Annotated in this window: 24 protein-coding genes; 13 read left to right on the forward strand and 11 right to left on the reverse strand. The window is 72.1% G+C overall.

All coding sequences use genetic code 11. The features are described 5' to 3' along the window. Positions 1-59: 59 nt before the first annotated feature. Positions 60-1580, reverse strand: a complete 1521-nt coding sequence (locus tag LG634_RS15815; RefSeq protein ID WP_226734439.1) for a peptide MFS transporter — start codon at positions 1578-1580, stop codon at positions 60-62. A 461-nt stretch (positions 1581-2041) separates the two neighbouring features. Between LG634_RS15815 and LG634_RS15820 the strand changes: the two genes are divergently transcribed. Both LG634_RS15820 and LG634_RS15825 read left to right on the forward strand, forming a co-directional pair. Continuing rightward, on the forward strand, positions 2042-2719 hold the full coding sequence (locus LG634_RS15820; protein ID WP_226734440.1) for a response regulator transcription factor: 678 nt from the start codon (positions 2042-2044) through the stop codon (positions 2717-2719). A gap of 14 nt (positions 2720-2733) precedes the next feature. Beyond that, entirely contained in the window at positions 2734-3999 is a 1266-nt protein-coding gene (locus LG634_RS15825; RefSeq protein WP_226734441.1) for a sensor histidine kinase, read from the forward strand. A gap of 18 nt (positions 4000-4017) precedes the next feature. Here the strand turns inward: LG634_RS15825 and LG634_RS15830 are convergent, their stop codons facing one another. Beyond that, complete coding sequence (locus LG634_RS15830) at positions 4018-4623, reverse strand: GtrA family protein (RefSeq protein ID WP_226734442.1); 606 nt, start codon at positions 4621-4623, stop codon at positions 4018-4020. 117 nt (positions 4624-4740) lie between these two features. Here LG634_RS15830 and LG634_RS15835 point away from each other — a divergent pair, with 117 nt between their 5' ends. The 4 genes from LG634_RS15835 (at position 4741) to LG634_RS15850 (ending at position 9304) form a co-directional block, all read left to right on the forward strand. After that, complete coding sequence (locus tag LG634_RS15835; protein WP_372482433.1) at positions 4741-5943, forward strand: 5-(carboxyamino)imidazole ribonucleotide synthase; 1203 nt, start codon at positions 4741-4743, stop codon at positions 5941-5943. Next, positions 5940-6458 (forward strand): 5-(carboxyamino)imidazole ribonucleotide mutase, encoded by a 519-nt coding sequence (purE, locus tag LG634_RS15840; protein WP_226734443.1) that lies wholly within the window; start codon positions 5940-5942, stop codon positions 6456-6458. The genes LG634_RS15835 and purE overlap by 4 nt, the downstream gene beginning before the upstream one ends. Next, positions 6455-7663 (forward strand): dipeptidase, encoded by a 1209-nt coding sequence (locus tag LG634_RS15845; protein ID WP_226734444.1) that lies wholly within the window; start codon positions 6455-6457, stop codon positions 7661-7663. Before purE ends, LG634_RS15845 begins: the two co-directional genes overlap by 4 nt. Before the next feature lie 564 nt (positions 7664-8227). Then, positions 8228-9304, forward strand: a complete 1077-nt coding sequence (locus LG634_RS15850; RefSeq protein ID WP_226734445.1) for a dipeptidase — start codon at positions 8228-8230, stop codon at positions 9302-9304. A 47-nt stretch (positions 9305-9351) separates the two neighbouring features. Here LG634_RS15850 and LG634_RS15855 read toward each other — a convergent pair whose 3' ends face one another. Then, on the reverse strand, positions 9352-10692 hold the full coding sequence (locus tag LG634_RS15855) for a UDP-glucose dehydrogenase family protein (protein ID WP_226734446.1): 1341 nt from the start codon (positions 10690-10692) through the stop codon (positions 9352-9354). Between the two features lie 205 nt (positions 10693-10897). On the opposite strand from LG634_RS15855, the gene LG634_RS15860 reads away from it, so the two are divergent. After that, positions 10898-12061 carry an acyl-CoA dehydrogenase gene (locus LG634_RS15860; RefSeq protein ID WP_264203171.1) on the forward strand — a complete coding sequence of 388 codons (1164 nt, stop codon included), beginning with the start codon at positions 10898-10900 and terminating at the stop codon, positions 12059-12061. Between the two features lie 240 nt (positions 12062-12301). On the opposite strand, the gene LG634_RS15865 is transcribed toward LG634_RS15860, so the two are convergent. From LG634_RS15865 to LG634_RS15890, 6 genes are all read right to left on the reverse strand, one after another. After that, positions 12302-12733, reverse strand: a complete 432-nt coding sequence (locus LG634_RS15865) for a hypothetical protein (RefSeq protein ID WP_226734447.1) — start codon at positions 12731-12733, stop codon at positions 12302-12304. A 70-nt stretch (positions 12734-12803) separates the two neighbouring features. Beyond that, complete coding sequence (locus LG634_RS15870) at positions 12804-13244, reverse strand: UCP032817 domain-containing protein (RefSeq protein WP_226734448.1); 441 nt, start codon at positions 13242-13244, stop codon at positions 12804-12806. A 433-nt stretch (positions 13245-13677) separates the two neighbouring features. Continuing rightward, positions 13678-14526, reverse strand: a complete 849-nt coding sequence (locus tag LG634_RS15875; protein ID WP_226734449.1) for a helix-turn-helix domain-containing protein — start codon at positions 14524-14526, stop codon at positions 13678-13680. A gap of 26 nt (positions 14527-14552) precedes the next feature. Next, positions 14553-15083 (reverse strand): DUF6879 family protein, encoded by a 531-nt coding sequence (locus LG634_RS15880; RefSeq protein WP_226734450.1) that lies wholly within the window; start codon positions 15081-15083, stop codon positions 14553-14555. Then, positions 15058-15315, reverse strand: a complete 258-nt coding sequence (locus LG634_RS15885) for a hypothetical protein (protein ID WP_226734451.1) — start codon at positions 15313-15315, stop codon at positions 15058-15060. The genes LG634_RS15880 and LG634_RS15885 overlap by 26 nt, the downstream gene beginning before the upstream one ends. 245 nt (positions 15316-15560) lie before the next feature. Next, complete coding sequence (locus LG634_RS15890) at positions 15561-16055, reverse strand: tellurium resistance protein (protein ID WP_308072508.1); 495 nt, start codon at positions 16053-16055, stop codon at positions 15561-15563. 259 nt (positions 16056-16314) lie between these two features. Here LG634_RS15890 and LG634_RS15895 point away from each other — a divergent pair, with 259 nt between their 5' ends. The 5 genes from LG634_RS15895 to LG634_RS15915 are packed head-to-tail and all read left to right on the forward strand — an operon-like array spanning position 16315 to position 21683. Further along, positions 16315-17889: a methyl-accepting chemotaxis protein gene (locus LG634_RS15895; protein ID WP_226734453.1), complete on the forward strand. Its 1575-nt coding sequence runs from the start codon at positions 16315-16317 to the stop codon at positions 17887-17889. Beyond that, positions 17886-18386 (forward strand): hypothetical protein, encoded by a 501-nt coding sequence (locus LG634_RS15900; protein ID WP_226734454.1) that lies wholly within the window; start codon positions 17886-17888, stop codon positions 18384-18386. Before LG634_RS15895 ends, LG634_RS15900 begins: the two co-directional genes overlap by 4 nt. Before the next feature lie 18 nt (positions 18387-18404). After that, entirely contained in the window at positions 18405-19070 is a 666-nt protein-coding gene (locus LG634_RS15905) for a vWA domain-containing protein (protein WP_226734455.1), read from the forward strand. A 10-nt stretch (positions 19071-19080) separates the two neighbouring features. Then, positions 19081-20739 carry a protein phosphatase 2C domain-containing protein gene (locus tag LG634_RS15910; RefSeq protein ID WP_226734456.1) on the forward strand — a complete coding sequence of 553 codons (1659 nt, stop codon included), beginning with the start codon at positions 19081-19083 and terminating at the stop codon, positions 20737-20739. Then, positions 20736-21683, forward strand: a complete 948-nt coding sequence (locus LG634_RS15915; protein ID WP_226734457.1) for a hypothetical protein — start codon at positions 20736-20738, stop codon at positions 21681-21683. Before LG634_RS15910 ends, LG634_RS15915 begins: the two co-directional genes overlap by 4 nt. 84 nt (positions 21684-21767) lie before the next feature. Here the strand turns inward: LG634_RS15915 and LG634_RS15920 are convergent, their stop codons facing one another. Next, the gene (locus LG634_RS15920) at positions 21768-23075 is read right to left on the reverse strand and encodes an LCP family protein (RefSeq protein ID WP_226734458.1); all 1308 of its coding nucleotides are present in this window, start codon (positions 23073-23075) and stop codon (positions 21768-21770) included. Between the two features lie 104 nt (positions 23076-23179). Here LG634_RS15920 and LG634_RS15925 point away from each other — a divergent pair, with 104 nt between their 5' ends. Continuing rightward, on the forward strand, positions 23180-23716 hold the full coding sequence (locus LG634_RS15925; RefSeq protein WP_226734459.1) for an acyl-CoA thioesterase: 537 nt from the start codon (positions 23180-23182) through the stop codon (positions 23714-23716). A gap of 32 nt (positions 23717-23748) precedes the next feature. Here the strand turns inward: LG634_RS15925 and LG634_RS15930 are convergent, their stop codons facing one another. Further along, positions 23749-25266 carry an LCP family protein gene (locus tag LG634_RS15930; protein ID WP_443729015.1) on the reverse strand — a complete coding sequence of 506 codons (1518 nt, stop codon included), beginning with the start codon at positions 25264-25266 and terminating at the stop codon, positions 23749-23751. Positions 25267-25387 lie beyond the last annotated feature (121 nt).

Below are 25387 nucleotides of genomic sequence, written 5' to 3' on the forward strand. Positions count from 1 at the left end.
GAACGGCCCGGCACACCGAGCGGTGTGCCGGGCCGTTCCGGCGCCGGAAGGGGCGTGCGTCAGTTCACGTCGCCCATGAGGGCGGTGACCTTCTTGCGGTACATGAAGATCGCGAAACCGGCGAGCACGGCGGCGGCGGCCTCGAAGGCGACCACGCCGACACCGTTGAGCTGCACGCCTGCCAGGCCCAGCAGACCGGTGGTGCAGTCGCCGGCGGTGACCGCCAGGAACCACACGCCCATCATCTGGGAGGCGTACTTCTGCGGGGCCATCTTCGTGGTGACGGAGAGGCCGACCGGGGAGAGGCACAGCTCGGCGACGGTGTGCATCAGGAAGATCAGCACCAGCCACCACATGGTGACCTTGATGTCGGTGCCCGCGGTCTGGTTCAGCGGGATGCAGAACACGAAGAACGAGGCGCCGACGATGACCAGGGCGATCGAGAACTTCACGATCGTGCTGGGCTCGCGGTTGCGGCGGGCGAGTGCCAGCCACATCCACGCGAACAACGGGGCCAGGAGCACCACGAAGAACGGGTTCAGGGACTGGAAGAGGACGTTCGGGAGCTCCCAGCCGAACAGGCTGCGCTCGGAGTTGTCGCTGCCGAACAGCGAGAGCGTCGAGCCGCCCTGGTCGTAGATCATCCAGAACACGGCGGCGGCCACGAAGAACCAGATGAAGGCGCTCATCTTGGTCTGCTCTTCCGAGGTCAGGTCCTTGTCCCGCCGGATCCGCGCGAGGACGGCGACCGGGATGACCAGGCCGGCGATCGTGATCGGGTACAGCGCCCACTTGATGGTGAACATGTCCAGCGCGACCACGGCGCCGTAGAACACGGCGACGGCGAGGACGGCGAAGACGCTCTTGCGGACGATGCCGTCGCGCTCAGCGGCCGTCAGCGGGTTCGGGACGACGCTGCTCTGCGGGTTCAGGGTGTGGCCGAACGCCAGGAAGAACACCAGGCCGAGAGCCATGCCCACGGCGGCGAGGGCGAAGCCCAGGTGCCAGTTGACCAGCTCGCCGACCATGCCGATGCCGACCGGGGCCAGGAGGGCGCCCATGTTGATGCCGACGTAGAAGATCGTGAACCCGCTGTCGCGGAGCACGCCGTCCTTGCCCGCGTACAGGTGGCCGACCATCGTGGAGATGTTCGCCTTGAGCAGGCCGGAGCCGATCGCCACCAGCAGCAGGCCGATGAAGAACGCGACCTGGCCGGGCAGCGCGAGCGAGATGTGACCCGCCATGATCACGAAGGCGGCGATGGTCACCGTCTTGCGGGCGCCCCAGACGCGGTCGCCGAACCAGCCGCCGGGCATGGCCATGAGGTAGACCATGGCCACGTAGACGGAGTAGATCGCCGTGGCCGTCGCCGCGGTGTAGGCCAGTCCGCCGCCCTGGCTGCCCTTCGCGGCGTCGACGCCGCCGGAGACCAGGTACAGGACGAGCAGCGCACGCATGCCGTAGTAGGAGAAGCGCTCCCACATCTCGGTCATGAACAGCGTGGCCAGGCCGATCGGGTGGCCGAGGAAGGTCTTCTCGTGGGCGCCGCCCGGAGAGTCCTTCGTCAGGCTGGAAGCCATGGTCGTTCCTTGCTTCTGCGGGACGCCGCGCCTTGTGAGCTCTGCAGCGCCCGGTGGGGAGTGGCCGGCACCGGTGCGGCCGTGTCCGAGCCCCACGCCCAGGAGCTCCGCTCCGTCGTGGGGAGTGAAGGGACGACCGCCCCGAGATCCACACCCCGCCCGCATCCTCGCGCGCAGGGCCCGGCCCACAGGTCGTTCACTGTCCGGTTCCGAACAGAAAGAAAGGCCTTTGACCGCGTATGCGGCACAAAGGTCTTCAGATAGTGCATCAGGCGTCTCGCCACCATACGACACGACAGTGCCGGATATGGAAGGACTTGAGATATGGATCACAGGATTCCGGGGAACCGTTTTCCCATTTTCAAAGGAGGTTGACGAATTCCAGGATCGATCCGCAGGCGCGGGGCACGCCTCGGCGATCACACAACGACCCTGCGCCCGACCGGACTACCATCACCCACATGACGCGTGTACTGCTCGCCGAGGACGACGCATCCATCTCGGAGCCCCTGGCCCGCGCCCTGCGCAGGGAGGGGTACGAGGTCGAGGTCCGCGAGGACGGCCCGACCGCTCTCGACGCCGGCCTGCAGGGCGGCGTCGACCTGGTCGTGCTCGACCTCGGCCTGCCCGGCATGGACGGGCTGGAGGTGGCCCGCCGGCTCCGCGCCGAGGGCCACGGCTTCCCCATCCTGGTCCTGACCGCCCGCGCCGACGAGGTGGACACCGTCGTCGGCCTCGACGCCGGCGCCGACGACTACGTCACCAAGCCGTTCCGGCTGGCCGAGCTGCTCGCCCGGGTCCGGGCCCTGCTGCGGCGCGGCGCCACCGAGCCCGCACAGCCCCCCGCCACCCACGGCGTCCGGATCGACGTCGAGTCGCACCGCGCCTGGATGGGCGAGGAAGAGCTCCAGCTCACCGCGAAGGAGTTCGACCTGCTGCGCGTCCTGGTCCGGGACGCCGGCCGGGTCGTCACCCGCGACCAGCTGATGCGCGAGGTCTGGGACACCACCTGGTGGTCCTCCACCAAGACCCTCGACATGCACATCTCCTGGCTCCGCAAGAAGCTCGGCGACGACGCGGCGAACCCGCGCTACATCGCCACCGTCCGCGGCGTCGGCTTCCGCTTCGAGAAAAGCTGAGCCACCGCCCCGCCATGCGCCGCCGTCTGATCAATTCCACGCTCGCCGTGGTGCTCGTCGTGATCGCCGTGTTCGGGGTCTCGCTCGTCATCGTCGAGACCCGGACCATCACCAACAGCGCCCAGGAGAGCGTCGACTCCGAAGCACTGCGCCTGGTGGGCATCGTCGAGTCGAACGTCCTGGAGAAGAAGCCGGTCGACCCCGAGCAGCTGGCCCAGCGCCTCGACCCGGGCCGCTCGGCCCGCATCCTGGTGCCCGGCCGGCCCGCCGTCTCCATCGGCCCGGACATCGACGGCAGCGTCATCCGCGGCAGCGCCCGCGGTGGCCAGGGCGAACTGGTCATCGTCGAGGAGTCCCGCGACACCGTCACCCGCGAGGTCGGCCGCACCCTCGTCGTCGTCGGCGCGGTGGCCCTCCTCGCCGTCGTCGCCGCCGTGCTGCTCGCCGTACGCCAGGCCAGCCGGCTCACCTCGCCGCTCACCGACCTGGCCGAGACCGCCGAACGCCTCGGCTCCGGCGACCCGCGACCGCGCCACAAGCGGTACGGGGTGCCCGAGCTGGACCGGGTCGCGGACGTCCTGGACGCCAGCGCCGAGCGGATCGGACGGATGCTGACCGCCGAGCGGCGGCTCGCCGCGGACGCCTCCCACCAGCTGCGGACCCCGCTGACCGCGCTGTCCATGCGGCTGGAGGAGATCACGGTCACCGACGACCTGGACACCGTCCGGGAAGAGGCCTCCATCGCGCTCACCCAGGTCGAGCGGCTCACCGACGTGGTCCAGCGGCTCCTGACGAACTCCCGCGACCCGCGGACCGGCTCCGCCGTCCCCTTCGACCTCGACGAGGTCGTCAAACAGCAGGTCGAGGAGTGGCGCCCGGCCTACCGCAGCGCCGGCCGGGCCATCGTCCGCTCCGGCAAGCAGGGTCTGCGGGCCGTCGGCACCCCCGGCGCGGTCGCCCAGGTGCTGGCCGCCCTGATCGAGAACTCGCTCATGCACGGCGGCGGCACCGTCGCCCTGCGCACCCGGGTCACCGGCAACCAGGCCGTGATCGAGGTCACCGACGAGGGCCCCGGCGTCCCCGCCGACCTCGGCAACCGGATCTTCGAGCGGACCATCAGCGGCCGGAACTCCACCGGCATCGGGCTGGCCGTCGCCCGCGACCTCTCCGAGGCCGACGGCGGCCGGCTGGAGCTGCTCCAGACCCAGCCCCCGGTGTTCGCGATGTTCCTCAGCACGACCGCGCCCGAGCGGGCGGAGCCGGAGAAGACGATCCGCTGAGCGGCCGCCCGGCGGGCGTCAGCGGGAGCTGCGGACCTTCTGGCGGCCCTGGTGCCCGCGGTCCGTCTTGCGGTCCGGCTTCCGGTCCGCCGACGGCCGCGACGCGCGCCGGCCGGCGGTCGCAGCGGCGGCGGAGACCCGGGCGCCCGCGCTCTCGGGCGCAGGTCCGGTGGCCGGCGCCGGCTCGGCGGGCAGCGCCCGGAACACCCAGGTCCGGTACGACCAGAACCGGAAGGCGGTGGCCACGCCGATCCCCAGGAACTTGAACACGTTGCTCTGCAGCGGGCTGTCCCAGCCCATCCCGTACGTCGCCGCGTACAGCACGCCGTTCTCGATCACCAGACCCACCGCGCTGAACAGCAGGAACAGCGTCATCTCACGGGTCCGGCGGCCCTTGTCGCGGTCCCGGTACGCGAAGTAGCGGAAGCCCACGTAGTTGAACGCGATGGCGACCACGGTGGCTATGACGCTGGTCCGCACCACCTGGAGGTCGGTGGTGTGCCGCAGCAGGTTGAACACACCCAGGTTCACCAGGAGGCCCAGGCCGCCGACGGCCCCGAACTTGGCGATCTCCCGTGCCAGGCCGCGCGCCTTGGCGACGAGAGCCGTGCGCGACGCACTCATGGTGAACGTTCAGCCCCTGTCGGTCGACACGTCGACGACGGTTGCGTCAACCCAGCCCATGGTAGACGGCCGCCTTCGGGTGCGCCCGGGAGTCGCCCGGGAGCCGTGGGACAGCAGGTGGGAGCGGTGCCCGCGGCAGCCGGGCCGGGGACCGGTTCCGGCGGCGGATACCCTGGAGGAGTGACGTTCCCGGTAGTCGGCATGGTCGGCGGCGGTCAGCTCGCCCGCATGACCCACGAGGCGGGCATCCCCCTCGGCATCAGATTCAAGCTCCTCAGTGACACCCCACAGGACTCGGCGGCCCAGGTCGTGAGCGACGTCGTCATCGGCGACTATCGCGACCTGGAGACGCTCCGCGCCTTCGCGCGCGGCTGCGACGTGATCACGTTCGATCACGAGCACGTACCCACCGAACACCTGCGGGCCCTGGAAGCGGACGGCATCCCCGTCCGGCCGGGGCCCGACGCATTGGTGCACGCCCAGGACAAGGGGGTGATGCGCGCCAGGCTCGACGAGATCGGCGCGCCCAGCCCCCGGCACCGGATCGTGAGCGATCCGGACGACGTGGCGGCGTTCGCGGCCGAGGGAGACGGCTTCCCCGTCATCCTCAAGACCGTGCGCGGCGGCTACGACGGCAAGGGCGTGTGGTTCGTACGCAGCGTCGAGGACGCGGCGGCGCCCTTCCTGGCCGGTGTCCCCGTACTCGCCGAGGAGAAGGTGGACTACGTCCGCGAACTCGCGGCGAACATCGTCCGCTCCCCCCACGGCCAGGCCGTGGCCTACCCCGTCGTGGAGTCCGTCCAGGTGGACGGCGTCTGCGACACCGTGATCGCCCCCGCTCCCCACCTCTCGGAAGAGCTCGCGGGCGAGGCCCAGGCCCTCGCCCTGAAGATCGCCGCCGAACTCGGCGTGACCGGCCACCTGGCCGTCGAGCTGTTCGAGACCACCGACGGGCGGATCCTCGTCAACGAGCTGGCCATGCGCCCGCACAACTCCGGGCACTGGACCCAGGACGGCGCGGTCACCTCCCAGTTCGCCAACCACGTCCGGGCCGTGCTCGACCTCCCGCTGGGCGACCCCCGCCCGCGCGCGCCCTGGACCGTGATGGCGAACGTGCTGGGCGGCGACTACCCCGACATGTACCAGGCGTACCTGCACTGCATGGCCCGGGACCCGCAGCTCAAGATCCACATGTACGGCAAGGACGTGAAGCCCGGCCGCAAGGTCGGACACGTGAACACCTTCGGCGACGACCTCGAGGACGTGCTGGAGCGCGCCCGTCACGCTGCCGGCTATCTCAGAGGAACAATCACCGAATGAGCACCCCCACCTCTCCGGACGCCCCCCTCGTCGGCATCGTGATGGGCTCCGACTCCGACTGGCCCGTCATGGAGCTCGCCGCCCAGGCCCTCGACGAGTTCGAGATCCCCTACGAGGTCGACGTCGTCTCCGCCCACCGGATGCCGCGCGAGATGATCGCGTACGGCGAGCAGGCCGCCGGCCGCGGCCTGAAGGCGATCATCGCGGGCGCCGGTGGCGCAGCCCACCTGCCGGGCATGCTGGCCTCCGTCACCCCGCTGCCGGTCATCGGCGTGCCCGTGCCGCTGAAGTACCTGGACGGCATGGACTCCCTGCTGTCGATCGTGCAGATGCCGGCCGGCGTCCCGGTCGCCACCGTGTCCGTCGGCGGCGCGCGCAACGCGGGCCTGCTCGCGGCCCGCATCCTCGCCACCCAGGACGCCGACCTCATGGCCCGCATGGAGGAGTTCCAGCAGGAGCTCAACGACCAGGCCACCGAGAAGGGCAAGAGGCTGCGGACGAAGGTCGCCGGATGACCGACGGCAGCCACGGCGTCGTCCCGGGCACCCGCCCGGGCGACGCCCTCGCCGAGGCCCGGGAGCTGCTCGCCGAGCACCCCGTCGTCGACGGCCACAACGACCTGCCGTGGGCGCTGCGCGAGCAGGTGCAGTACGACCTGGCGCAGCGCGACATCGCCGCCGACCTGTCCGGCGTGCTCCACACCGACCTGCCGCGGCTGCGGGCCGGCGGCGTCGGCGCCCAGTTCTGGTCCGTGTACGTACGGTCCGACCTGGCGGGGGACTCGGCGGTCAGCGCCACCCTGGAGCAGGTGGACATCGTCGGCCAGCTGATCGACCGGTACCCCGGCGACCTGGTGCGCGCGCTCACCGCGGACGACATGGAGCAGGCCCGGTCCGAGGGCCGGATCGCGTCCCTGATGGGTGCCGAGGGCGGGCACTCCATCAACAACTCGCTCGCCACCCTGCGGGCCCTGCACCGCCTGGGCGTCCGCTACATGACGCTGACGCACAACGACACCATCGACTGGGCGGACTCGGCCACCGACGAGGCGCGGCACGGCGGGCTCACGGACTTCGGCCGCGAGGTCGTCCGCGAGATGAACCGCATCGGCATGCTCGTGGACCTCTCCCACGTGTCCGCCGACACCATGCGGGACGCGCTGGCGGTCAGCACCGCGCCGGTGATCTTCTCGCACTCCTCGGCCCGGGCGGTCTGCGACCACCCGCGCAACGTGCCCGACGACGTGCTCGCGCAGCTGCCGGGCAACGGCGGGGTCGCGATGGCCACCTTCGTGCCGAAGTTCATCCTGCCGGCGGCGGTGGAGTGGACGGCCGCGGCGGACGAGAACCTGCGGGCGCACGGTTTCCACCACCTGGACACGACCGCGCCGGCGATGGAGCTGCACCGGGCGTTCGAGGCGGCCCGGCCGCGGCCGGTCGCCACCGCGGCGACGGTGGCGGACCACCTCGACCACATGCGGGAGGTAGCCGGCATCGACCACATCGGCATCGGCGGCGACTACGACGGCACGGCCTTCACGCCGGCCGGGCTCGACGACGTCTCCGGCTACCCGAACCTGATCGCCGAGCTCCTGACCCGGGGTTGGTCCCGCCCGGACCTGGCCAAACTGACCTGGACCAACGCGGTCCGCGCCCTCCGTGACGCGGAATCGGTGGCCTCGTCGCAGTCCACCCTCCCCCCGTCCCACGCCCGCCCGTAACCCCGGGGGAGGGTCTGGATGACACCCCCGGCCCTCCCCGAGGGCCCCGCCTCAATCGCCGGCGGGGCTGAGGCGGGGCTCCGCCCCACCCCCCCCGCGCCTCAATCGCCGACGGGGCTCAAGGTGGGGGCTCCGCCCCCTGCCCCCCGCGCCTCAATCGCCGACGGGGCTCAAGGTGGGGGCTCCGCCCCCTGCCCCCCGCGCCTCAATCGCCGGCGGGGCTTGATTTACCCCGCCGCATCCAGCCCCCGAGCGGCATCCCGGCTCGGGGCTTGATTTGCTCCCGCCGTATCCGGCCCCCGGGCCGCATCCCGGCCCGGGGGCTGATTTACCCCGCCGCCTCCGGCCCCCCGGGCCTGCCCCGGCCCCGGGGTCTGAGTCCGGGCCCGGGGCCTGAGTCCGGACGGGGGCAAAATCCAGCCCGTCCGGCGTTTGAGGGCCGGGGTTCGGGGCGGAGCCCCGGAGGCCGGGCGGAGGCCCACCCGAACGCCACACCCCGCGCGACCCCCCGCCCCACCCATGTCACCGTGGCAACACCTCCCGCCGCCGAACCCGGAGCGCGCCATGGCCGACCTGCAGGACGAACAGTCCCCCCTGGGGACCGAGGCCGGAGCCGTCGGAGCCGACGACCCGCCCCTCACCGCCCCCGCCACCCCCATCGCAGGCCCGGCCGAACGCGCCGAGGGCCTGCTCGCCGTGCACCCCGTGGCCGACGGGCACAACACCCTGCCGTGGACCCTGCGCCACAGCCCGTACCACGACATCTCCACGCCCGAACCGGCGATGGACACTGACATCCCCCGGCTCCGCGCCGGCGGCGTCGGCGCACAGTTCTTCTCCCTGCTCGTCCCCGACGGTCCCGGCCCCGACCCCGTCGTCGCCGAGACCCTCGAACAGATCGACGTCGCCCGCACCCTCGCCCGCAGCCACCCGGACGCCCTGCGCCTCGCCCTGTGCCTCGCCGACATGGCCGACGCCCGCAACCGCGGCCGGATCGCCGCGTTCCTCGGCCCGGTCTCCGGCCGCACCCTCACCGGCTCGCTCGGCACCCTGCGCGCCTTCCACGCCCTGGGGGTCCGCAGCCTCGCCCCGGCCGGCGCGGCCTGGGCCGACGAGGGCCTGACCCCCTTCGGCCACGAGGCCGTCCGCGAGGCCAACCGGCTCGCCGTCCTGCTGGACCTCACCGGCTGCTCCGACCCGGTGGCCGTCCAGATCATCGGCTGCTCCAAGGCCCCGGTGCTGTTCTCCCACACCGCGGCCGCCGCCCTCGTCCCGCACGAGCGCAACGTCTCCGACGAGGTCCTCCTCGCCCTGCGCGCGGCCAAGGGGCTGTGCATGGTCACCTGCGACGCCGAGCAGACCGGCCCCCGCCTCGCCGACGTCGCCGACCACCTGGACCACGTACGCGCCGTCGCCGGTCCCGAGTGCGTCGGCATCGGCGGAGCGTACGGCGCCGAGCCCTGCACCCCCCGCCCGGAAGGCCTCGCCGACCCCTCCGGCTACCCCCAGCTGATCGCCGAACTCCTCCGCCGCGGCTGGCCCGAACCCGACGTGGCCCTCCTGACCTGGGGCAACGCCCAACGGGTCCTCCGCGACGCGGAATTCACCGCCCGCGCCGCCCAACACCGCCGGACGCCGTAGGACCGCGGCCCGGAAAGCTGCTCAGGGACGCTGCTCAGGGACGCCGCTCAGGCCCGCGGCCGGCCCATGGCGCGGTACGTCCACCCGGCGCTCCGCCAGGTGGTGGCGTCCAGCGCGTTGCGGCCGTCGAGGATCAGGCGCCGGGAGACGACCTCGGCCAGCGCGGCCGGGTCCAGCTCGCGGAACTCGCGCCACTCCGTCAGGTGCAGCACCACGTCCGCGCCGCGGGCCGCCTCGACCGCGGAGTCCGCGTAGCCGAGCGTCGGGAACACCCGGCGGGCGTTGTCCATGCCCTTGGGGTCGTACACCGTCACCTGGCCGCCCTGGAGGTGGATCTGGCCGGCGACGTTCAGCGCGGGGGAGTCCCGTACGTCGTCCGAGTCGGGCTTGAAGGTGGCGCCGAGCACCGCCACCCGCTTGCCGAGGAAGGCGCCGCCCACCGCGTCCCGGGCCAGCTCGACCATGTGGCCGCGGCGGCGCATGTTGATCGAGTCCACCTCGCGCAGGAAGGTCAGCGCCTGGTCCGCCCCCAGCTCGCCGGCGCGGGCCATGAAGGCCCGGATGTCCTTCGGGAGGCAGCCGCCGCCGAAGCCGATGCCGGCCCGCAGGAACTTCGCGCCGATCCGGTCGTCGTGCCCGATGGCCTCGGCCAGCTTGGCCACGTCGCCGCCGGCCGCCTCGCAGACCTCGGCCATGGCGTTGATGAAGGAGATCTTCGTGGCGAGGAAGGAGTTCGCGGCCGTCTTGACCAGCTCGGAGGTCGGGAAGTCCGTCACGACCAGCGGCGAGCCCTCCGCCATCGGCGTCGCGTACACCTCGCGCAGCACCTTCTCGGCGTGCTCGCTGCGCACGCCGACCACGATCCGGTCCGGGTGCAGGGTGTCCTGCACCGCGAAGCCCTCGCGCAGGAACTCCGGGTTCCAGGCCAGCTCGACCTCGTCGCCGGCCGGGGCCAGCTCCGCCAGCCGCTGCGCCAGCCGGTCCGCCGAGCCCACCGGCACGGTCGACTTGCCGACGACCAGCGCGGCCCGCTCCAGGCAGGGGGCCAGCGACTCGACCGCAGCGTCCACGTAGCTCATGTCGCAGGCGTACTCGCCGTGCTTCTGCGGGGTGTTCACACAGATGAAGTGGACGTCGCCGAACGCGCCCGCCTCCGCGTACGAGGTGGTGAAGCGCAGCCGCCCGGTGGAGCCCTCGATCCCGGCCACGTGCGCCTTCAGCAGCTCTTCGAGCCCCGGCTCGTACATCGGGACCCGGCCCGCGGACAGCATCTCGATCTTCTCGGGAACGATGTCCAGCCCCAGCACCTCGAAGCCCAGCTCGGCCATGGCCGCGGCGTGCGTGGCGCCGAGGTAGCCGGTGCCGATCACGGTGATCTTGAGGGCCATGGGCGTACTCCTGGGGATGCTGCGGTGCGGTGTGCGGCCCCCGAGCATAGTCGGGCCCATTCGGGGGACGTTTGCCGTGCAGGAGTGGTGCTGTCACGCAGCTCACGTGCGGAGCGCATACCGCTGCGGGGCCGGCGGGCTCTAAGCTGGCATTTCAGCTCTTGTTACTTAACGGTAGTTAGCGTCACTTTGGGAGTGAGACACCTTGGCGGGTAAGGGACAGCCGGAGTTCGACCTGTACCGCGTGACCGAAGAGCACGACATGCTCCGCGAGTCCGTGCGCGCACTCTGCGAGGCCAAGATCGCGCCGTTCGCCGCCGCGGTCGACGAGGAGGCCCGCTTCCCGCAGGAGGCCCTCGACGCACTCGTCGCCAACGACCTGCACGCCGTCCACGTGCCGGAGAGCTACGGCGGCGCCGGGGCCGACGCCCTCGCCACCGTCATCGTCATCGAAGAGGTCGCCCGCGTCTGCGCCTCCTCCTCGCTGATCCCCGCCGTCAACAAGCTCGGCTCCCTCCCGGTGATCCTCTCCGGCTCCGAGGAGCTGAAGAAGAAGTACATGGGCCCGCTCGCCAAGGGCGACGCGATGTTCTCGTACTGCCTCTCCGAGCCCGACGCCGGCTCCGACGCCGCCGGCATGAAGACCCGCGCGGTCCGCGACGGCGACTTCTGGGTCCTCAACGGCGTCAAGCGCTGGATCACCAACGCCGGCGTCTCCGAGTACTACACGGTCATGGCCGTCACCGACCCGGAGAAGCGCTCCAAGGGCATCAGCGCCTTCGTCGTCGAGAAGTCCGACGAGGGCGTCTCCTTCGGCGCCCCGGAGAAGAAGCTCGGCATCAAGGGCTCCCCGACCCGCGAGGTCTACCTCGACAACGTCCGCATCCCCGCCGACCGCATGATCGGCGAGGAGGGCACCGGCTTCGCGACCGCCATGAAGACCCTGGACCACACCCGCATCACCATCGCGGCCCAGGCCCTCGGCATCGCGCAGGGCGCCCTCGACTACGCCAAGGGCTACGTCCAGGAGCGCAAGCAGTTCGGCAAGCCGATCGCCGACTTCCAGGGCGTCCAGTTCATGCTGGCCGACATGGCCATGAAGCTGGAGGCCGCCCGCCAGCTGACGTACGCCGCCGCCGCCAAGTCGGAGCGCGTCGACAGCGACCTCACCTTCTTCGGCGCCGCCGCCAAGTGCTTCGCCTCGGACGTCGCCATGGAGGTCACCACCGACGCCGTCCAGCTCCTCGGCGGCTACGGCTACACCCGCGACTACCCGGTCGAGCGCATGATGCGCGACGCCAAGATCACGCAGATTTACGAAGGCACGAACCAGGTCCAGCGCATCGTCATGGCGCGCAACCTGCCGTAGCAGGGTTTTCGCAGGTCAGAGGCTATCTGGGGTGCTCCGGGAGCCGTGAGCGGCTTCCGATCCGTTCGGGTCCGTTCCGGGCCTTTCCTGGGCGTCATGCTGGGGAAATCCTGGGCGGACATCGGGCGCGGAACGGGTGCTGACCTGCATAAACGACGAGGCCCCCGGCATGATGCCGGGGGCCTTCCGTATGGGTTGGGTCAGGCGACTTCGGTCCGCTCGGTGGAACTCCAACCTGAACTACGCTCGGTAGAGCGAAAGGCGCTCGGCTACCTGATCCGGGCTGAGACCGTCCACGGTCAGGTTGCCGGTCCACAGATGATCTCGGTTGGCGTAGGTGGCTTCGAAGCTGACGCGCTTCCCACCAGGCTCCAGCTTCCAACCCTGGTCGGGGAACTGCGCGATGCGGTCGCTGCCGCAGACGAACGCCCGGGTCGCCTGGATCAGAATCCACTGTGCGAGTTCGGTTTCCTTGGCTGCGGGCCTGCCACAGGAACGGGCCATCTGCCACAGCCGTGGCCACTCGACACCGGGGGTCAGGGGGCCGATCACGGCCACGTCCCCGATCCGTCGTTCGTCAAGATGGTGGGTGGCGTAGCCGAAGACCGTGCCGAACATCGCGAATACCGTGACCCGGCTTCGTTCGGTCAGCCCCTCGTCATTGCTGCTCATCTTTGGAACCCTTGGCTGTGGCGGTCCGGGCGCCTTAGCCACGCCCGGACCGCTTCCGTTCAGTGGTGGCTCAGCAGCCGTCGCCGTCACCGCAGCAGGCCGGCGGGTTGCACTCCTTCGCGGCACCCCACAGCTGCTCGTCTACGTAGAACCCGGCGGCCTTCACGCGGTCGACCACGGAGCCGATGAGCGGACGGGTGCGGACGGTGGCCTTGGGCTCGTGTCCGAGGAAGAACCCGAACTGCTCGTCGCACCACGCGGCGTATGCCTGGGTGTGCAGCACGAACGAGTGCCATCCGGGGTCCACGGCGTCGGACGGGGTCATGTCGAACGCGCGGGTGTCGCCCATGACCTTGAGGAAGGCAAGGGCCTGGTCCACGATCCTGCGGGCGGTGGACAGCTCGTGTCCGTACTCCTCCGCGCAGAACTCCGACACCTTCTCGAACAGCTCGGGACTGACGAGGTCCCGCCCGCGCCGTAAGGCGACGGGGGATTCCAGCACGGTCGTCACAGTGAGATTCCCTCTCTCTCGACGGTTGGGGACTGGTTACGCGGCGGGCGGGGGCGGGAACCGCTCGCCGCCCTCCTTTGGACTCCGAAGCGTTGTCGGCCCGGCCCCAGGAATCCCGCCACGTCTGCATGTCCATCAGTGACCGGTCCTGTGCATCCGCAGCAGGACGTTGCAGTCGGCCACCGTCGTGCCGTCGCCTTCGAGTCCCGCCGCCTTCCGGAGCTGGCCCAGGCGCGTGCACTCGGCACATCCCGGCACGGGGCGGGGCCGAGGCCGTTCCAGCCGCACCGGCAGTTCCACCGGCTTTTCCTGCCACCGATTCGGTTCCGTCTTCATCGCGCCGCGCCCTCCCGATCGCCTCCGAGGTCGATGGACTGACCCTAGAAAGCGGGGAGCGGAGCGAGCCACGGTCTTGCACGAGCTTGCATACGAACTAACCGAGGGACGTGATCGCATCCGAGATCAGAGCGCGGGCAGGTGCACCGTAGACGGCGAGCTTGGACAGCTCTGAGAACGCCTTGGCGTACGTGGCAACCTCGCTGGGCGCCGTGACGTTCACTGCGGCCGTGAGCAGTTCCACGCTCGCTTGGCGGCCGTCGAAGAGATAGAAGGCTTCCAAGGGCCAGACACGCCGCTGGGCTGTGAAAGGAATGACCCCGAGGCTCACGTTCGGAAGCGCCATGACAGCCAACAGGTAGCCGAGCTGTCCAGCCATGGCGGCAGCGTCGCCGATGCGATAGCGGAGCACCGTTTCTTCCAACAGGAGAGCGAAGCGGTGGTTGCCGTCATGGAGAACGCGTGAGCGTTCGATTCGGGATGCTGCCGCCGTTTGCGAGTCGTCAGGGGTTCCTTGAAAGGCGGCAATGGTCGATAGCAGAGCTGCCGCGTAGGCCTCGGTCTGGAGCATGCCCGGGACCACGTTCGAGCAGTACACGCGGAAGTGGCGGGTCTGCTCGTAGAGGGGCACAACCTCTTCCTGCGCCCGGCGCATGCCGTGCCGGTGCAGCTTCTGCCAGTGGACGTACATCTGGTCGGCTTGCCGGTTCGCCGCGATCAGGTCGTCTGTCTGGTCCTCTGCACCGCACGCCTTGCACCAGGCGCGGATGTCGGCGGCCGATGCAGGGGTCTTGGCCCGCTCAATGCGGGACGACTTCGCGGGACTCCAGCCACACCGAAGAGCCAACTCATGCCCGGTCAGCTCCGCGTCTTTGCGTAGGCCCCCGAGACGGGTGGCGATGGCTTCACGGGCGGCCTGGGCGCTGGACGAGGGGGAGGCAGACATGAGTGGGCTCTTCGTATTCCGTCAGGTCAGACCGTGTACTTCTCGTGCGGGATGCCGCGCTCCCAGACCGCCTCGAACGCATCCGAGGCCAGTCGTGCCACGGCGGGTTCGGAACGAACCTCCCAACCGGGCTCGGACCAGTTCCCATCGCCGGAGAAGTGGTTGAAGAGCACGATCTCTCCGTCAAACACCCAGCAGTCGTTTCCGGGGAGCGCGATGTCCGAAGCCTGCCGCCTGGGGAGCCAGCGAACCTGCTCCCCGGCGTGCAGGTTGACCACGGTGCCGGCGTGCTCGTACCGGATGTAGTCCGTTACCGGTTCCGACACAACGCGAGCGCGGCGGACCGCGACGCCTCGGGCAACCGTGCTCCGAATCAAATCAACCCACGGAGTCCAGTAGGAGGACGTCGGGTCAATGTCACGCTGGCCCGTGCGCTTCCAGGTTTCGAAGTCCTCAGCCTCATCCCCGACGCCGTACGAGTCGCGCAGCTCCAGGTGCACAGCCGAGTGCTTGGCTGCGGCCAGCAGCTCGTTAAAGCCCGGCTCGTTCTGCGACATCGCACGCCTTCCTGAGCATCGGCACCATGCGGGCCGGAATCCGAATCACGGCTTCGTGCGGCGGGATGCCCGGGGCGTGCCCGGGAACCTCGAACGCCGCGCACTCCGCCTCAAGCATTTCGTCTGGCTTCCAGCCCTGAAGCACCAGCTCCCCCTGCTCCTCGTCCACCCATACGGTGGGGGAGCCCTGCTGCCCGGTGTCTGGATCAATCCCGATGAACCGTAGTGCCATGACTGCCTCCGGTGTGGAGTGGCTTACGCCAACTTGCACGAGCGTCATCCCTGCACCGCCGGGGCGTCAAGGGGACCGCCGGACCCTGAAGCACGCAGATTTACGAAGGCACGAACCAGGTCCAGCGCATCGTCATGGCGCGCAACCTGCCGTAGTACGCCCCCCGCCGCAGTCCGGGACGGCTGCCGCGGGGCGCATCGCCGAGGGCACCCTCCGGGGTGCCCTCGGTCCGTTTCCGGGGCTCGTCACCAGCGCCGGGGCGGGCCGTCCGGGGCCGGCGGGAGGGGGCGTTTGGCCGTGACCGTCCACTCCATGCCGAAGCCGTAGGCGCGGTCGATCGGCTCGTGCGGGCCGGCCGTGGCGGTGTTGGTGAACCAGGTCACCTCGCGGCGGACCGTGAGGCTGCCGGCCTGCGGGACGGCCAGGGCGATCGCGCAGCCCGTCGAGCCGGCCGGGGAGTCGTCCAGGAGGATCCGGCAGCCCGGGCCGGACGGCTCCGTCACCGTCACCGAGGCGCCCAGCCGGCGGAAGTCCGCCGAGCCCTCGTAGATGTAGACGAAGAACAGCAGCCGGGCGAACCGCTCCCGCTGGGCGAGGTTCACCCGCAGCGTCTCGCCGTCCGCGCTGGAGCCCGTACGGTCGTCCTGGTCCAGCGCCACCCACGGCCACGCGTCCAGCGCGCCGAAATCGTCGCCCAGCGCCTGCACGCAGGTCGCCGACCCGTCCGTGAAGCGGATCATGCAGCAGAGGTTGACGTCCGCGCGCGCCCCCGGAAGCCAGTTCAGATTGGCCTGGAGCACCCCCCTCCCGCCGATCCGCACCTGCGGGGAATCCCTCGTCAGCAGCCTTCCGCCGGGTTCCCGCGCCCCTCGCAGTGGAATCACTCCGCGGGTCCGATTGTCCGAACTCATGCGTAGCCCCTTCGACCTGATGGATGATCATATGACGCCGTATCGGTGTGGGCTATGATCCGACGGCTTTCTGTCATGGGGGTGGGGAATGCCCGTAGGGGCACTGGCGACGGCACCCGAGGTCGCCTCACAGATCAGGAACCTGGCCGACCGCCCGGGACTCGCCTCCCGGCGCGACGAACTCACCACCCTCGCCGACGCGCTCCAGGGCATCGGTGGCGGCGACCTCGACCCGTGGACCGAACTCGACCTCCTCGCGGCCTACGCCCGCCCTGAGAGCCTCGACGCGCTGGACGGCACCGCACCCGAGCCCGTCTGGTGGGCCCGGCTCGAAGTGTTCATCGGCGCCCTGGTGTTCGTACCGCTGCTCATCACCTGGTTCGGCCTGAGCCGGGCCACCAGCGCCTACGAGGCCCTGATCGGCGCCGAACCCAAGGCCGCCGCCCGGCCGTTCCTCCAGCTCTGGCAGTCCGGCTTCGAGGGACACCTCACCGGACTCTTCACCTTCGGACACGTGGCGACCGCCGCCACCACCGCCATCCTGCTGCTGTTCGCCCTGGTCAGCGTGCACGGCTGGCGGCGGGCCCAGACCGAGCGGCGCGCCGAGCAGACGCAGCGCACCGCCGACGCCCTGCTCGCCGAACTCGTCCCCGCGCTCACCCGCGCCCAGCTGCTCCTCAACGAGCGCCGGCTGTCCTCCCCGCAGCGGTTCGCCGCCGAACTCGCCGGCGCCGCCGCCACCCTCGGCCGGCTCGGCGAGCAGGCCCTCAAGGTGCACCACCGGCTCGACGCTGCGGCCGCCGCCGTCGAGACCGCCGTGCAGAGCGCCGAACAGCGCATCGCCCACGTGGAGTCCGCCGTCCGCCCGCTGGAGCTGGCCGTCGGCCGGGTCGAGACCGCGGTGGCCGCCAACGCCGACGACATCGAGCAGGCCGTCGCCTCGCTCACCGGGCCGCTGGAGAAGAACGGCGAACGCCTGGAGCTCGCCGTCGCCGAGAGCGGCACGTCGGTGCGCCAGGCCCTCGCGGACGTCCGCACCGTGAGCGGCGAGGTCCGCGACGCGATCGGCGCGGCCGGCGACCAGGTCGAGGACTCCGTCAACACCATGGCCGCCGCGCAGCGTTCGTTCACCACCAGCACCGAGCTGGCCACCGACATCTCCGTACAGGTCCTGTCCCGCCTCGGCGAGGTCACCGACCGCACCGCCGAGGCCGTCGCCACCTCCCAGCAGGCCGTCCTCCGCCTCGACGCCCAGACCGGTGCGCTGCGCGAGGCGGCCGAGCGGTTCGCCGAACTGGCCGAGGCGATGGCCGCACTGCCGGCCGCCCGGCCGTACGGGGAGTCCGGAGCCGGCGGCCGGTACGGGGATCCCGCCGGCGGCCGGTACGGGGATTCCGCCGGCGGCCGGTACGGCGAGCAGGGCCCGGCCCCGCACCCGGCCCGCGACGGCCGCCCGTACGCCCGGCACGACGGCGACCCGTACGACCCGGACCCGTACGGTCCCGCCCCGGCCCCCGGGGACCGCCGCCGCGCCCGTCCCGCCGTCGCCCTGGACAAGCCCGCGCCCCGGGACGCCGCCCCGCAGGACGCCGTACCGCAGCCCCGGGACGCCGTACCGCCCGCGGACGGCCGGCCCGGCCCGCGGCCCGCGGACCCGCGGTGACCGCCCGGCGGCCCCGGCTGCGGCCGCGGTCCCGCTTCAACCCGCTGCACCTCGCGGGCTGGCTGTTCGCCGACATGCTGCTCGTGCTCGCCCTCGTCGCCATGGGCGACCAGGGCGACCCGGTGCGCGCCGCCCAGGCCGCCCCGCACACCAAGCCGGGGGCGACGCCCACCGCCAAGCCGAAGCCGAAGGGCCCGCGGGCGGTGGTCCGCACCGCCAAGGAGCTGTCCCTCGACGCCGACGCCGGAGACACCGCGCAGATCGTGCGGCAGCTGCGCACCAAGACGGCGCCCTGGCAGGGGCGCAAGGCCGCCTTCGTGCTCACCTTCGGCCGCAGCCCGGACGTGGGCGGCGGCGTCGAGTACGCCCGCCGCATCAACTCCCTGCTGACGAAGGCCCGTCCGGACATGTTCACCGGAGCCACCACCCGCGACTTCTTCGTCCAGGGATCCTCGGGCGGCCACGCGGACATCGAGATCTACTTCTACACGTACTGACAACAGGAGGCGTGCGCCGTGCAGATCCTTCCCTTCTACCTGGTGTGCGACGAGTCCGGGTCGATGAACGGTGACCCGCTCAACAGCATCAACAGCGCCCTGCCGGAGCTCCACAAGGAGATCAGCACCAATCCGACGGTCGCCGACAAGACCCGCTTCGCGCTGATCGGCTTCTCCGACACCGCCACGGTGCTCCAGCCGCTCGTCGACCTCAGCGACATCGACTCGCTGCCGGCGCTCGCCGCGGGCGGCCTCACCGCGTACGGCGAGGCCTTCCGCACCCTGCTGCGCAGCATCGAGACCGACGTGGAGGCGCTGAAGGCACAGGGCCACGAGGTGTACCGGCCGGTGGTCTTCTTCCTCTCCGACGGCGGCCCCACCGACGAGGGCTGGATGGACGCCCACAAGGACCTCACCGAGGCCCGCTACCGGCCGAACATCATCGCCTTCGGCATCGGCGAGGCCGACCGCCACACCATCGGGCACGTCGCCAACTTCCGGGCCTTCATGCAGGAGGACACGAGCGTCTCGCCGGCGGCCGCGCTGCGCGAGTTCGCCGCGAGCCTGACCCGGTCCATCGTCCGCTCAGCCAACAGCATCGCGGCGGACGGCGGCGGCGGCTTCAACCTGGCCGTGGACGACACCGTGCCCGGCTTCACCACCGTGTCCCTCGACAAGCTCTGAGGCGCGCAGCATGCACCAGGACATGACCCCGGACGGCCCCCGCGTCCCGCCCGCCGACGTGCTCGGCGACGCCTTCGACAGCCTGCCCCCGGGCATCGTCAACCCGGGCTCCCGCACCCGCCCCGCCCAGCCGTACGGCTTCGGCCCGTCCCAGGTCCCGCCGCCCGCGGTCCCGTACGACGGCCTGCTCCCGCACGAGGGCCACGCACCGCCCCAGGGCGGCCGGGCCCCGCACGAAGACCAGGTCCCGCCCCAGGGCGGCCGGGTCCCGCACGAGCACCACCGGGCCGCGCCGCCCGGCAGCCGGGTCCCGTTCGACGCCCAGGCCCCTTACGACGGCCAGGTCCCTTACGAAGGCCAGGTCCCGCCGCACGCCCAGGTCCCGCCGCATGCCCAGCCCCGGGCCGCCGCCGGGGCGCCCGACCCGCGGGTGCCCGGCTCCGGGGGACCCGACCCGTACGCGGGGGCGCCCGCCGTGGCGCCGCCGTACGAGGTGCCCGACTACGAGGTCCCCGGGTACGAGGTGCCCGCCTTCCAGGACCCGTACCAGCGCCCGCAGGAGGAGCCCACCCCCCGGACCCCGGCCCGGGAGGAGCCCGCCCGTGCGGAGCGCGCCCCGGAGCCCGCCGCCGGAGCCGCCCCCGAGGCGCCCCCGGCGCCCCCCGCCGAGCAGCCCGCACCCCCGGCACCCGCCGAGCCGCACCTGTCCGTCCCGCCCCCCGACCCGGCCCCGCCGGCCGGCCCCGTCCCCACCGCCCCCCGCCTCGGCGACCCGCTGTTCAGCGGTCCCAAACCGCCGCTGTACTCGACCGCGCCCGGCGCCGCCGTACCCGTCCGCGGGGACGCCGACGCCGCGGCCGTCCCCGACCTCGTCGTCGACGGCGCCACCGAGGGCGCACTGACCGTGCGGGCCGCCTCCGTGCGCGGCGACTCGCACCGGCACCTCGGCGAGCCCCGCCAGGACTCGCTGACCGTGGCCCGGCTCGGCGAACCCCGCACCGGGCTGCTGCTCCTCGCCGTCGCCGACGGCGTCGGCTCGGCCGCCCGCTCACACATCGGCTCCCAGGCCGTCTGCCGCGACCTCGCCGAAGGCCTCGACCCGCACGCCCCGGAACTCGTCCGCTGCATCGGCGAGGGCGACGAACTGGCCCTCACCGCCCTCGTCAACTCCGTGCTCGGCACCGCCGGCGAACGCCTCGCCCAGCGCGCCGCGGCCGCCGGCCGCCGCCCCGAGGAGTACTCCACCACCCTGCGCGCCCTGCTCGTGCCGCTCGACCCGCAGCTCCGCTTCCGCGGCTTCCTCGCCGTCGGCGACGGCGGCGCGGCGCTGCTCCGCGGCGGCGAGTGGATCCTCGACGTGGACGCCCCCGCCCGCCCCGACGCCGCCCCCGGCATCATCGACACCCGCACCGCCGCCCTGCCCGGCACCCGCCACACCCAGGCCCGGATCTTCGGCCCGGCCGAACCCGGCGACCTGTTCGTGCTGTGCACCGACGGCCTGTCCACCCCGCTCGCCGGCGACCCCGGCATCCGCGGCTTCCTCGCCGAGAACTGGGGCTGCCACGCCCCCGTCCCCGGCCCGGTGGACTTCCTCTGGCAGCTCCAGTACCGGGTGAAGTCCTACGACGACGACCGCACCGCCGTCTGCCTGTGGGAGGGCGCGCCGTGACCATCGACGACGGCGCCGACGTCCCGCTCGGCGGCCTGCACCCCGACCGCAAGATCGGCGACGGCGGCCAGGGCGAGGTGCACACCCTGACCGGCCTGCCCGGCGTGCTGTACAAGAGCTACCGCGAGCCGCGCCAGGTCGTCGGCGGCGCCCTGACCGACCTGGTCGCCGTCCGCCAGGCGCTCGCCGCCCCCGACCGGGCCGTCCTCGACACCGCGACCGCCTGGCCGCTGTGCCGGGTCACCGACCGCGGCCAGGTCACCGGCTTCCTGATGTACGAGGCGCCCGCGAGCATGACGTGGACCGCGGGCGACGGCAGCACCCGGCTCACGGAGCTGCAGTACCTGCTGCGCCCCGCCAAGGCCGCCTGGAAGGCCGTCGAGCAGCCCGCGCCCACCCAGCGCTACGTGCTGGCGGTCGCCCTGGTCGAGCTGCTGGACCGGCTGCACGCGATGGGCCTGATCCTCGGCGACCTCTCCCAGGCCAACGTGCTGTGGACGCTGCGCCCGGCCCCGGCCGTCTTCCTGCTGGACTGCGACGGCCTGCGGCTCGCGGGCCGGCCGCCGGTCCTCGCCCAGGCGGACACCCCGGACTGGCAGGACCCGAAGGCGCCGCCGGGCCAGGCGTCCGTGGACGGCGACCGCTACAAGGCCGCCCTCGCGGTCGGCCGCATCCTCTGCCAGGACGCGTACGTCCGCCCCGGCAGCCACCTCGACCTGGTGCCGGGCGTCCTCGACGACCGCCGCGAGCACGCCGTGCGCCGGCTGCACGAGGAGGCCGACGGCGCCCACGGCACCCGCCCGCACCTGGGGCAGTGGCGGATCGCGCTGGCCGGCCGGGAGACCATCCGGCTGGCCGCCGCCGAACCGGCCCCGCGGCCGCAGATCGACCCGGCGAAGTTCGACGGGGTGCGCCGCCGCGGCAACATCAGCCTCCGGGACTGACGGGCCCGCGCCCGCCGTCCGGACACGCTCCTGCCCCGCCGCCGTCCCCGGCCGCGGGGCAGTCCCGTACCCGTGCTGCCGCCGTCAGTTCGCGCCGACGGTGACCTTCTCGTCGTTCTGGATCTGCTTGACCAGCTGCTGCACCTTGGCCTTGTCCCAGACCAGGTTGCCGCCGCGGCTGCCCGAGATCGGCATGTTGATCGACGTGCCCTCGCCGCCGCTGATGCCCTTCATCGCGAAGAACATCTCGCCCAGGTCGAACAGGCCCATGTCCTTGTCCACGATCAGCGTGTCCAGGCCCGCACCCAGCGTCGGGTACAGCTGGAACGGGTTGAGGATGGTGCCCGGCGTCGCCGCCTGGCTCGCCAGCGCCGACAGGAACTTCTGCTGGTTCTTCGTCCGCGCCAGGTCCGACTCGGCGAACGCGTACCGGGTGCGGACGAACGCGAGGGCCTGCTCGCCGTTGAGGGTCTGCTTGCCGGCCTTGAAGTCGGCGCCGGACTTCTTGTCCTTGAAACCCTTCTCGATGTTCATCTCGACACCGCCGAGCGCGTCCACGATGTTCGCGAAGCCCGCGAAGCCGATCTCGGCGTAGTGGTCGATCCGCAGCCCGGTGTTGAACTCGACCGTACGGACCAGCAGCTCCGGCCCGTCCATCGCGTACGCCGCGTTCAGCTTGGTCCGCAGGCCCTTCGCCGCGTACTTCTTGCCGGTCTCCGAGCCGACGAAGGACGGGATCTCCACGTCCGAGTCGCGCGGCAGCGAGATCATCGAGTTGCCGCCCGAGCAGGCCGCCAGGACCATCATCGAGTCGGTCCGCTTGCCCTCGGCCGAGCCGGTGTGGAGCTTCTTCTTCTCCTCGGCGGACATGCCCTCGCGGCTGTCGGAGCCGACGATCAGGTACGTCGTGCAGTCGTCGTCCTTCGGCCGCTCGATAACCTTCGACAGGTCCACCTCGCGCCGCACCTTGGAGTCGGCCCAGAAGTAGGTGCCGACGGTGGTGACGACCAGCACCGAGGCCAGCACGATCGAGCCCACCTTGATCCGCTTGCGCCAGTCCGGCGCGGGCTGCGGCGGCCGGCCCGGCCGCGCGGACGGCGGCGCCGGCGGACCGCCCGGCCGGCCGCCCTGGCCGCCGGACGGGTTGCCGTAGACCTGGCCCGTGTTGTAGCCGCTGTCGTACCCGGCGAACGTGTCGTGCTCCCGGCCCTGCTGCTGCGGCACGCCGTACCCGGACGGCGGCGGGCCCGCCGGGCGCTGCGGGCGCGGGGGCTGCTGCCGCTGCACGTGCCGCATCCGCTGCGGTCCGTCGGGCTGCGGGTGGCCGCTGCCGCGTCCGTGGCGCTGGTCACGTCCGCCGTTGTCGGTCCACCCATCGGGCCAGTCATTCATGCCCCAAGAATGCCTGCCGCCGCAGGCCTTCCGACAGGCCGGGGCCCACTTCGTGCCCGGGCTGTTGCACGTCCGGGCAGATGTCACCGGCTTATGGTGGCCTCATGACAGACATATCCGGTGATCTCCAGGGCAAGCCGACCGCGGCTTCCCGGACCACGCTGAGCCACATCATGACGAGTCACGACACCAATCTGCTCGGTACCGTGCACGGTGGCGTGATCATGAAGCTGGTGGACGACGCGGCGGGCGCGGTCGCCGGGCGGCACTCGGGCGGGCCCGCGGTCACCGCCTCCATGGACGAGATGGCCTTCCTGGTGCCGGTGCGCGTCGGCGACCTCGTGCACGTGAAGGCCCAGTGCAACTGGACGGGCCGCTCCTCGATGGAGATCGGCGTACGGGTGCTCGCCGAGCGGTGGAACGAGTCCACGCCCCCCACCCAGGTCGGCAGCGCCTACCTGGTGTTCGCGGCCGTGGACGCCGACGGCAAGCCCCGCCAGGTGCCGCCGGTGCTCCCCGAGACCGACCAGGACAAGCGCCGCTACCAGGAGGCGATGATCCGGCGCACCCACCGCCTCGCCAAGCGCCGCGCGATCAAGGAGCTGCGCGAGCAGCGCGCCGCGGAAGGCCTGGACGACTGACCGGCTGCTGACCGGCCGCGGACCCCGCCCCGTCAGGTCCGCCCGCAGGTCACCTGGTCGCCGGTGACCACCCCGAACTCCCCCTGGTACGGGTCCTCCGCCCGCACCCGCACCACCTTGCGGTACTCGGTGCCCGCCGTCACCCGCAGCGTCGGGCCCAGCCCCGGCACCGCCCGCAGCTCCGACCCGGGCAGTGCCGCGGCCAGGGTGCGGGCCGACCGGTCCCAGCGCGGGTCGTACGCCACGACCGTGCGCTTCACGTCCCGGCTCGCCCCGGTGCTGGGGGCCTGCGTGGTGTTGAAGCCGGTGGCCCGCAGGTCCCGGTCCACCCGGCCGCCGAGTCCGTCGATCCGGGTGCCGTTCTCCACGTGCACCCGGATCTGCTGCGGGGCCACGTCCACCGGCACCGCCGGCTGGGCAGGCCGGGTGCGCGGCGGTGCCAGCGGTTTGTCCTCCCGCAGCGCCTCGAACAGCCTGGCCGCCTTCGGCCCGTCCCAGCGCAGCACCGAGCCCAGCCGCGGCACCGGGCTGCCGCCCGCGGCGATCGGCACCGAGGCGAACTCCGACGACGACGGGGTGAAGTCCCGCATCGCCTGCCCCAGCGCCAGCATCTGTTCCGACCCGAAGTTCCGGTCGGCCCGCACCGACCCCAGCAGGGTGGCGCTGACCTCCTTGAACTTGACCGGGTTGAGCAGCACCCCGCCGGTCGTCGCCTGCTTGATCAACGCGGCCAGGAACCGCTGCTGGCGCTGCATCCGGCCCAGGTCCGCCGCCCCGTCGATGTGCCGGGACCGTACGTACTGCAGCGCCTGCCCGCCGGTCAGCCGGTGGGTGCCGGGCAGCAGGTCCAGGCCCGTGTACGTGTCGCGCATCGGCTTGGCCGTGCAGATCTCGACCCCGCCCATCGCATCGACCGTCTTCATGAAGCTGGTGAAGTCGACCTCCAGGTAGTGGTCGATCTTCACCCGGGTCATGTTCTCGACGGTCCGCACCGTCAGGTTCGGCCCGCCCTCCGCGTACGCGGCGTTCAGCTTCACCGGGTGCGGGCCGTGGTGCTTCCCGCTGAACCGGTCGATGTGCGCGGGCACCTCCGCGTAGCTGTCCCGCGGCAGGCTGATCACGCTGGCCCGCTCCCGGTCGGCGGAGACGTGCACCAGCATGATCGTGTCCGTGCAGTGGCAGGGCGTGCCGCCGAGCCGGTACTCCCGCTTGTCGTCCCGGCTGATCTTGTCCCGGCCGTCGGTGCCCACCAGCAGGAAGTTCAGGCCGTGCCCCGCCTGCGGCCGGTTCTTCATGTCCTTGAACGGGTCCACCCGCTCGATGCCGGTGTCCAGACCCGTCATCACCGCGTGCCCGACCGCCCCCGAGCCGAGCACCAGCACCGACAGCCCGGCCGCGAGCCGCACGCCCCAGCGCGGCCGCGCCGCGCGCCGGACCGGGACCGGCCGCCGGGTCCGTGCGTGCCGGGGAGAGGGGGAGCGGTGCGGGTGGGGCACGGGGACACCTCCGCGGGCGGCGGGAAGACGGCGGCGGGAAGACGGCGGGGGGATTCGCCACACCGTAGGCCCATACGATCAGCGCCCGCCGGAGCCGCTCCTCCGGCGCGCACCCGTGTCCCCCGTACGCGGTAACGTGACCGCCGAATCCGACCCCGTGCGCGTCCGCACCGTG

The organism is Streptomyces bambusae (genome assembly GCF_020532645.1).
Classification (GTDB): Bacteria; Actinomycetota; Actinomycetes; order Streptomycetales; family Streptomycetaceae; genus Streptomyces; species Streptomyces bambusae.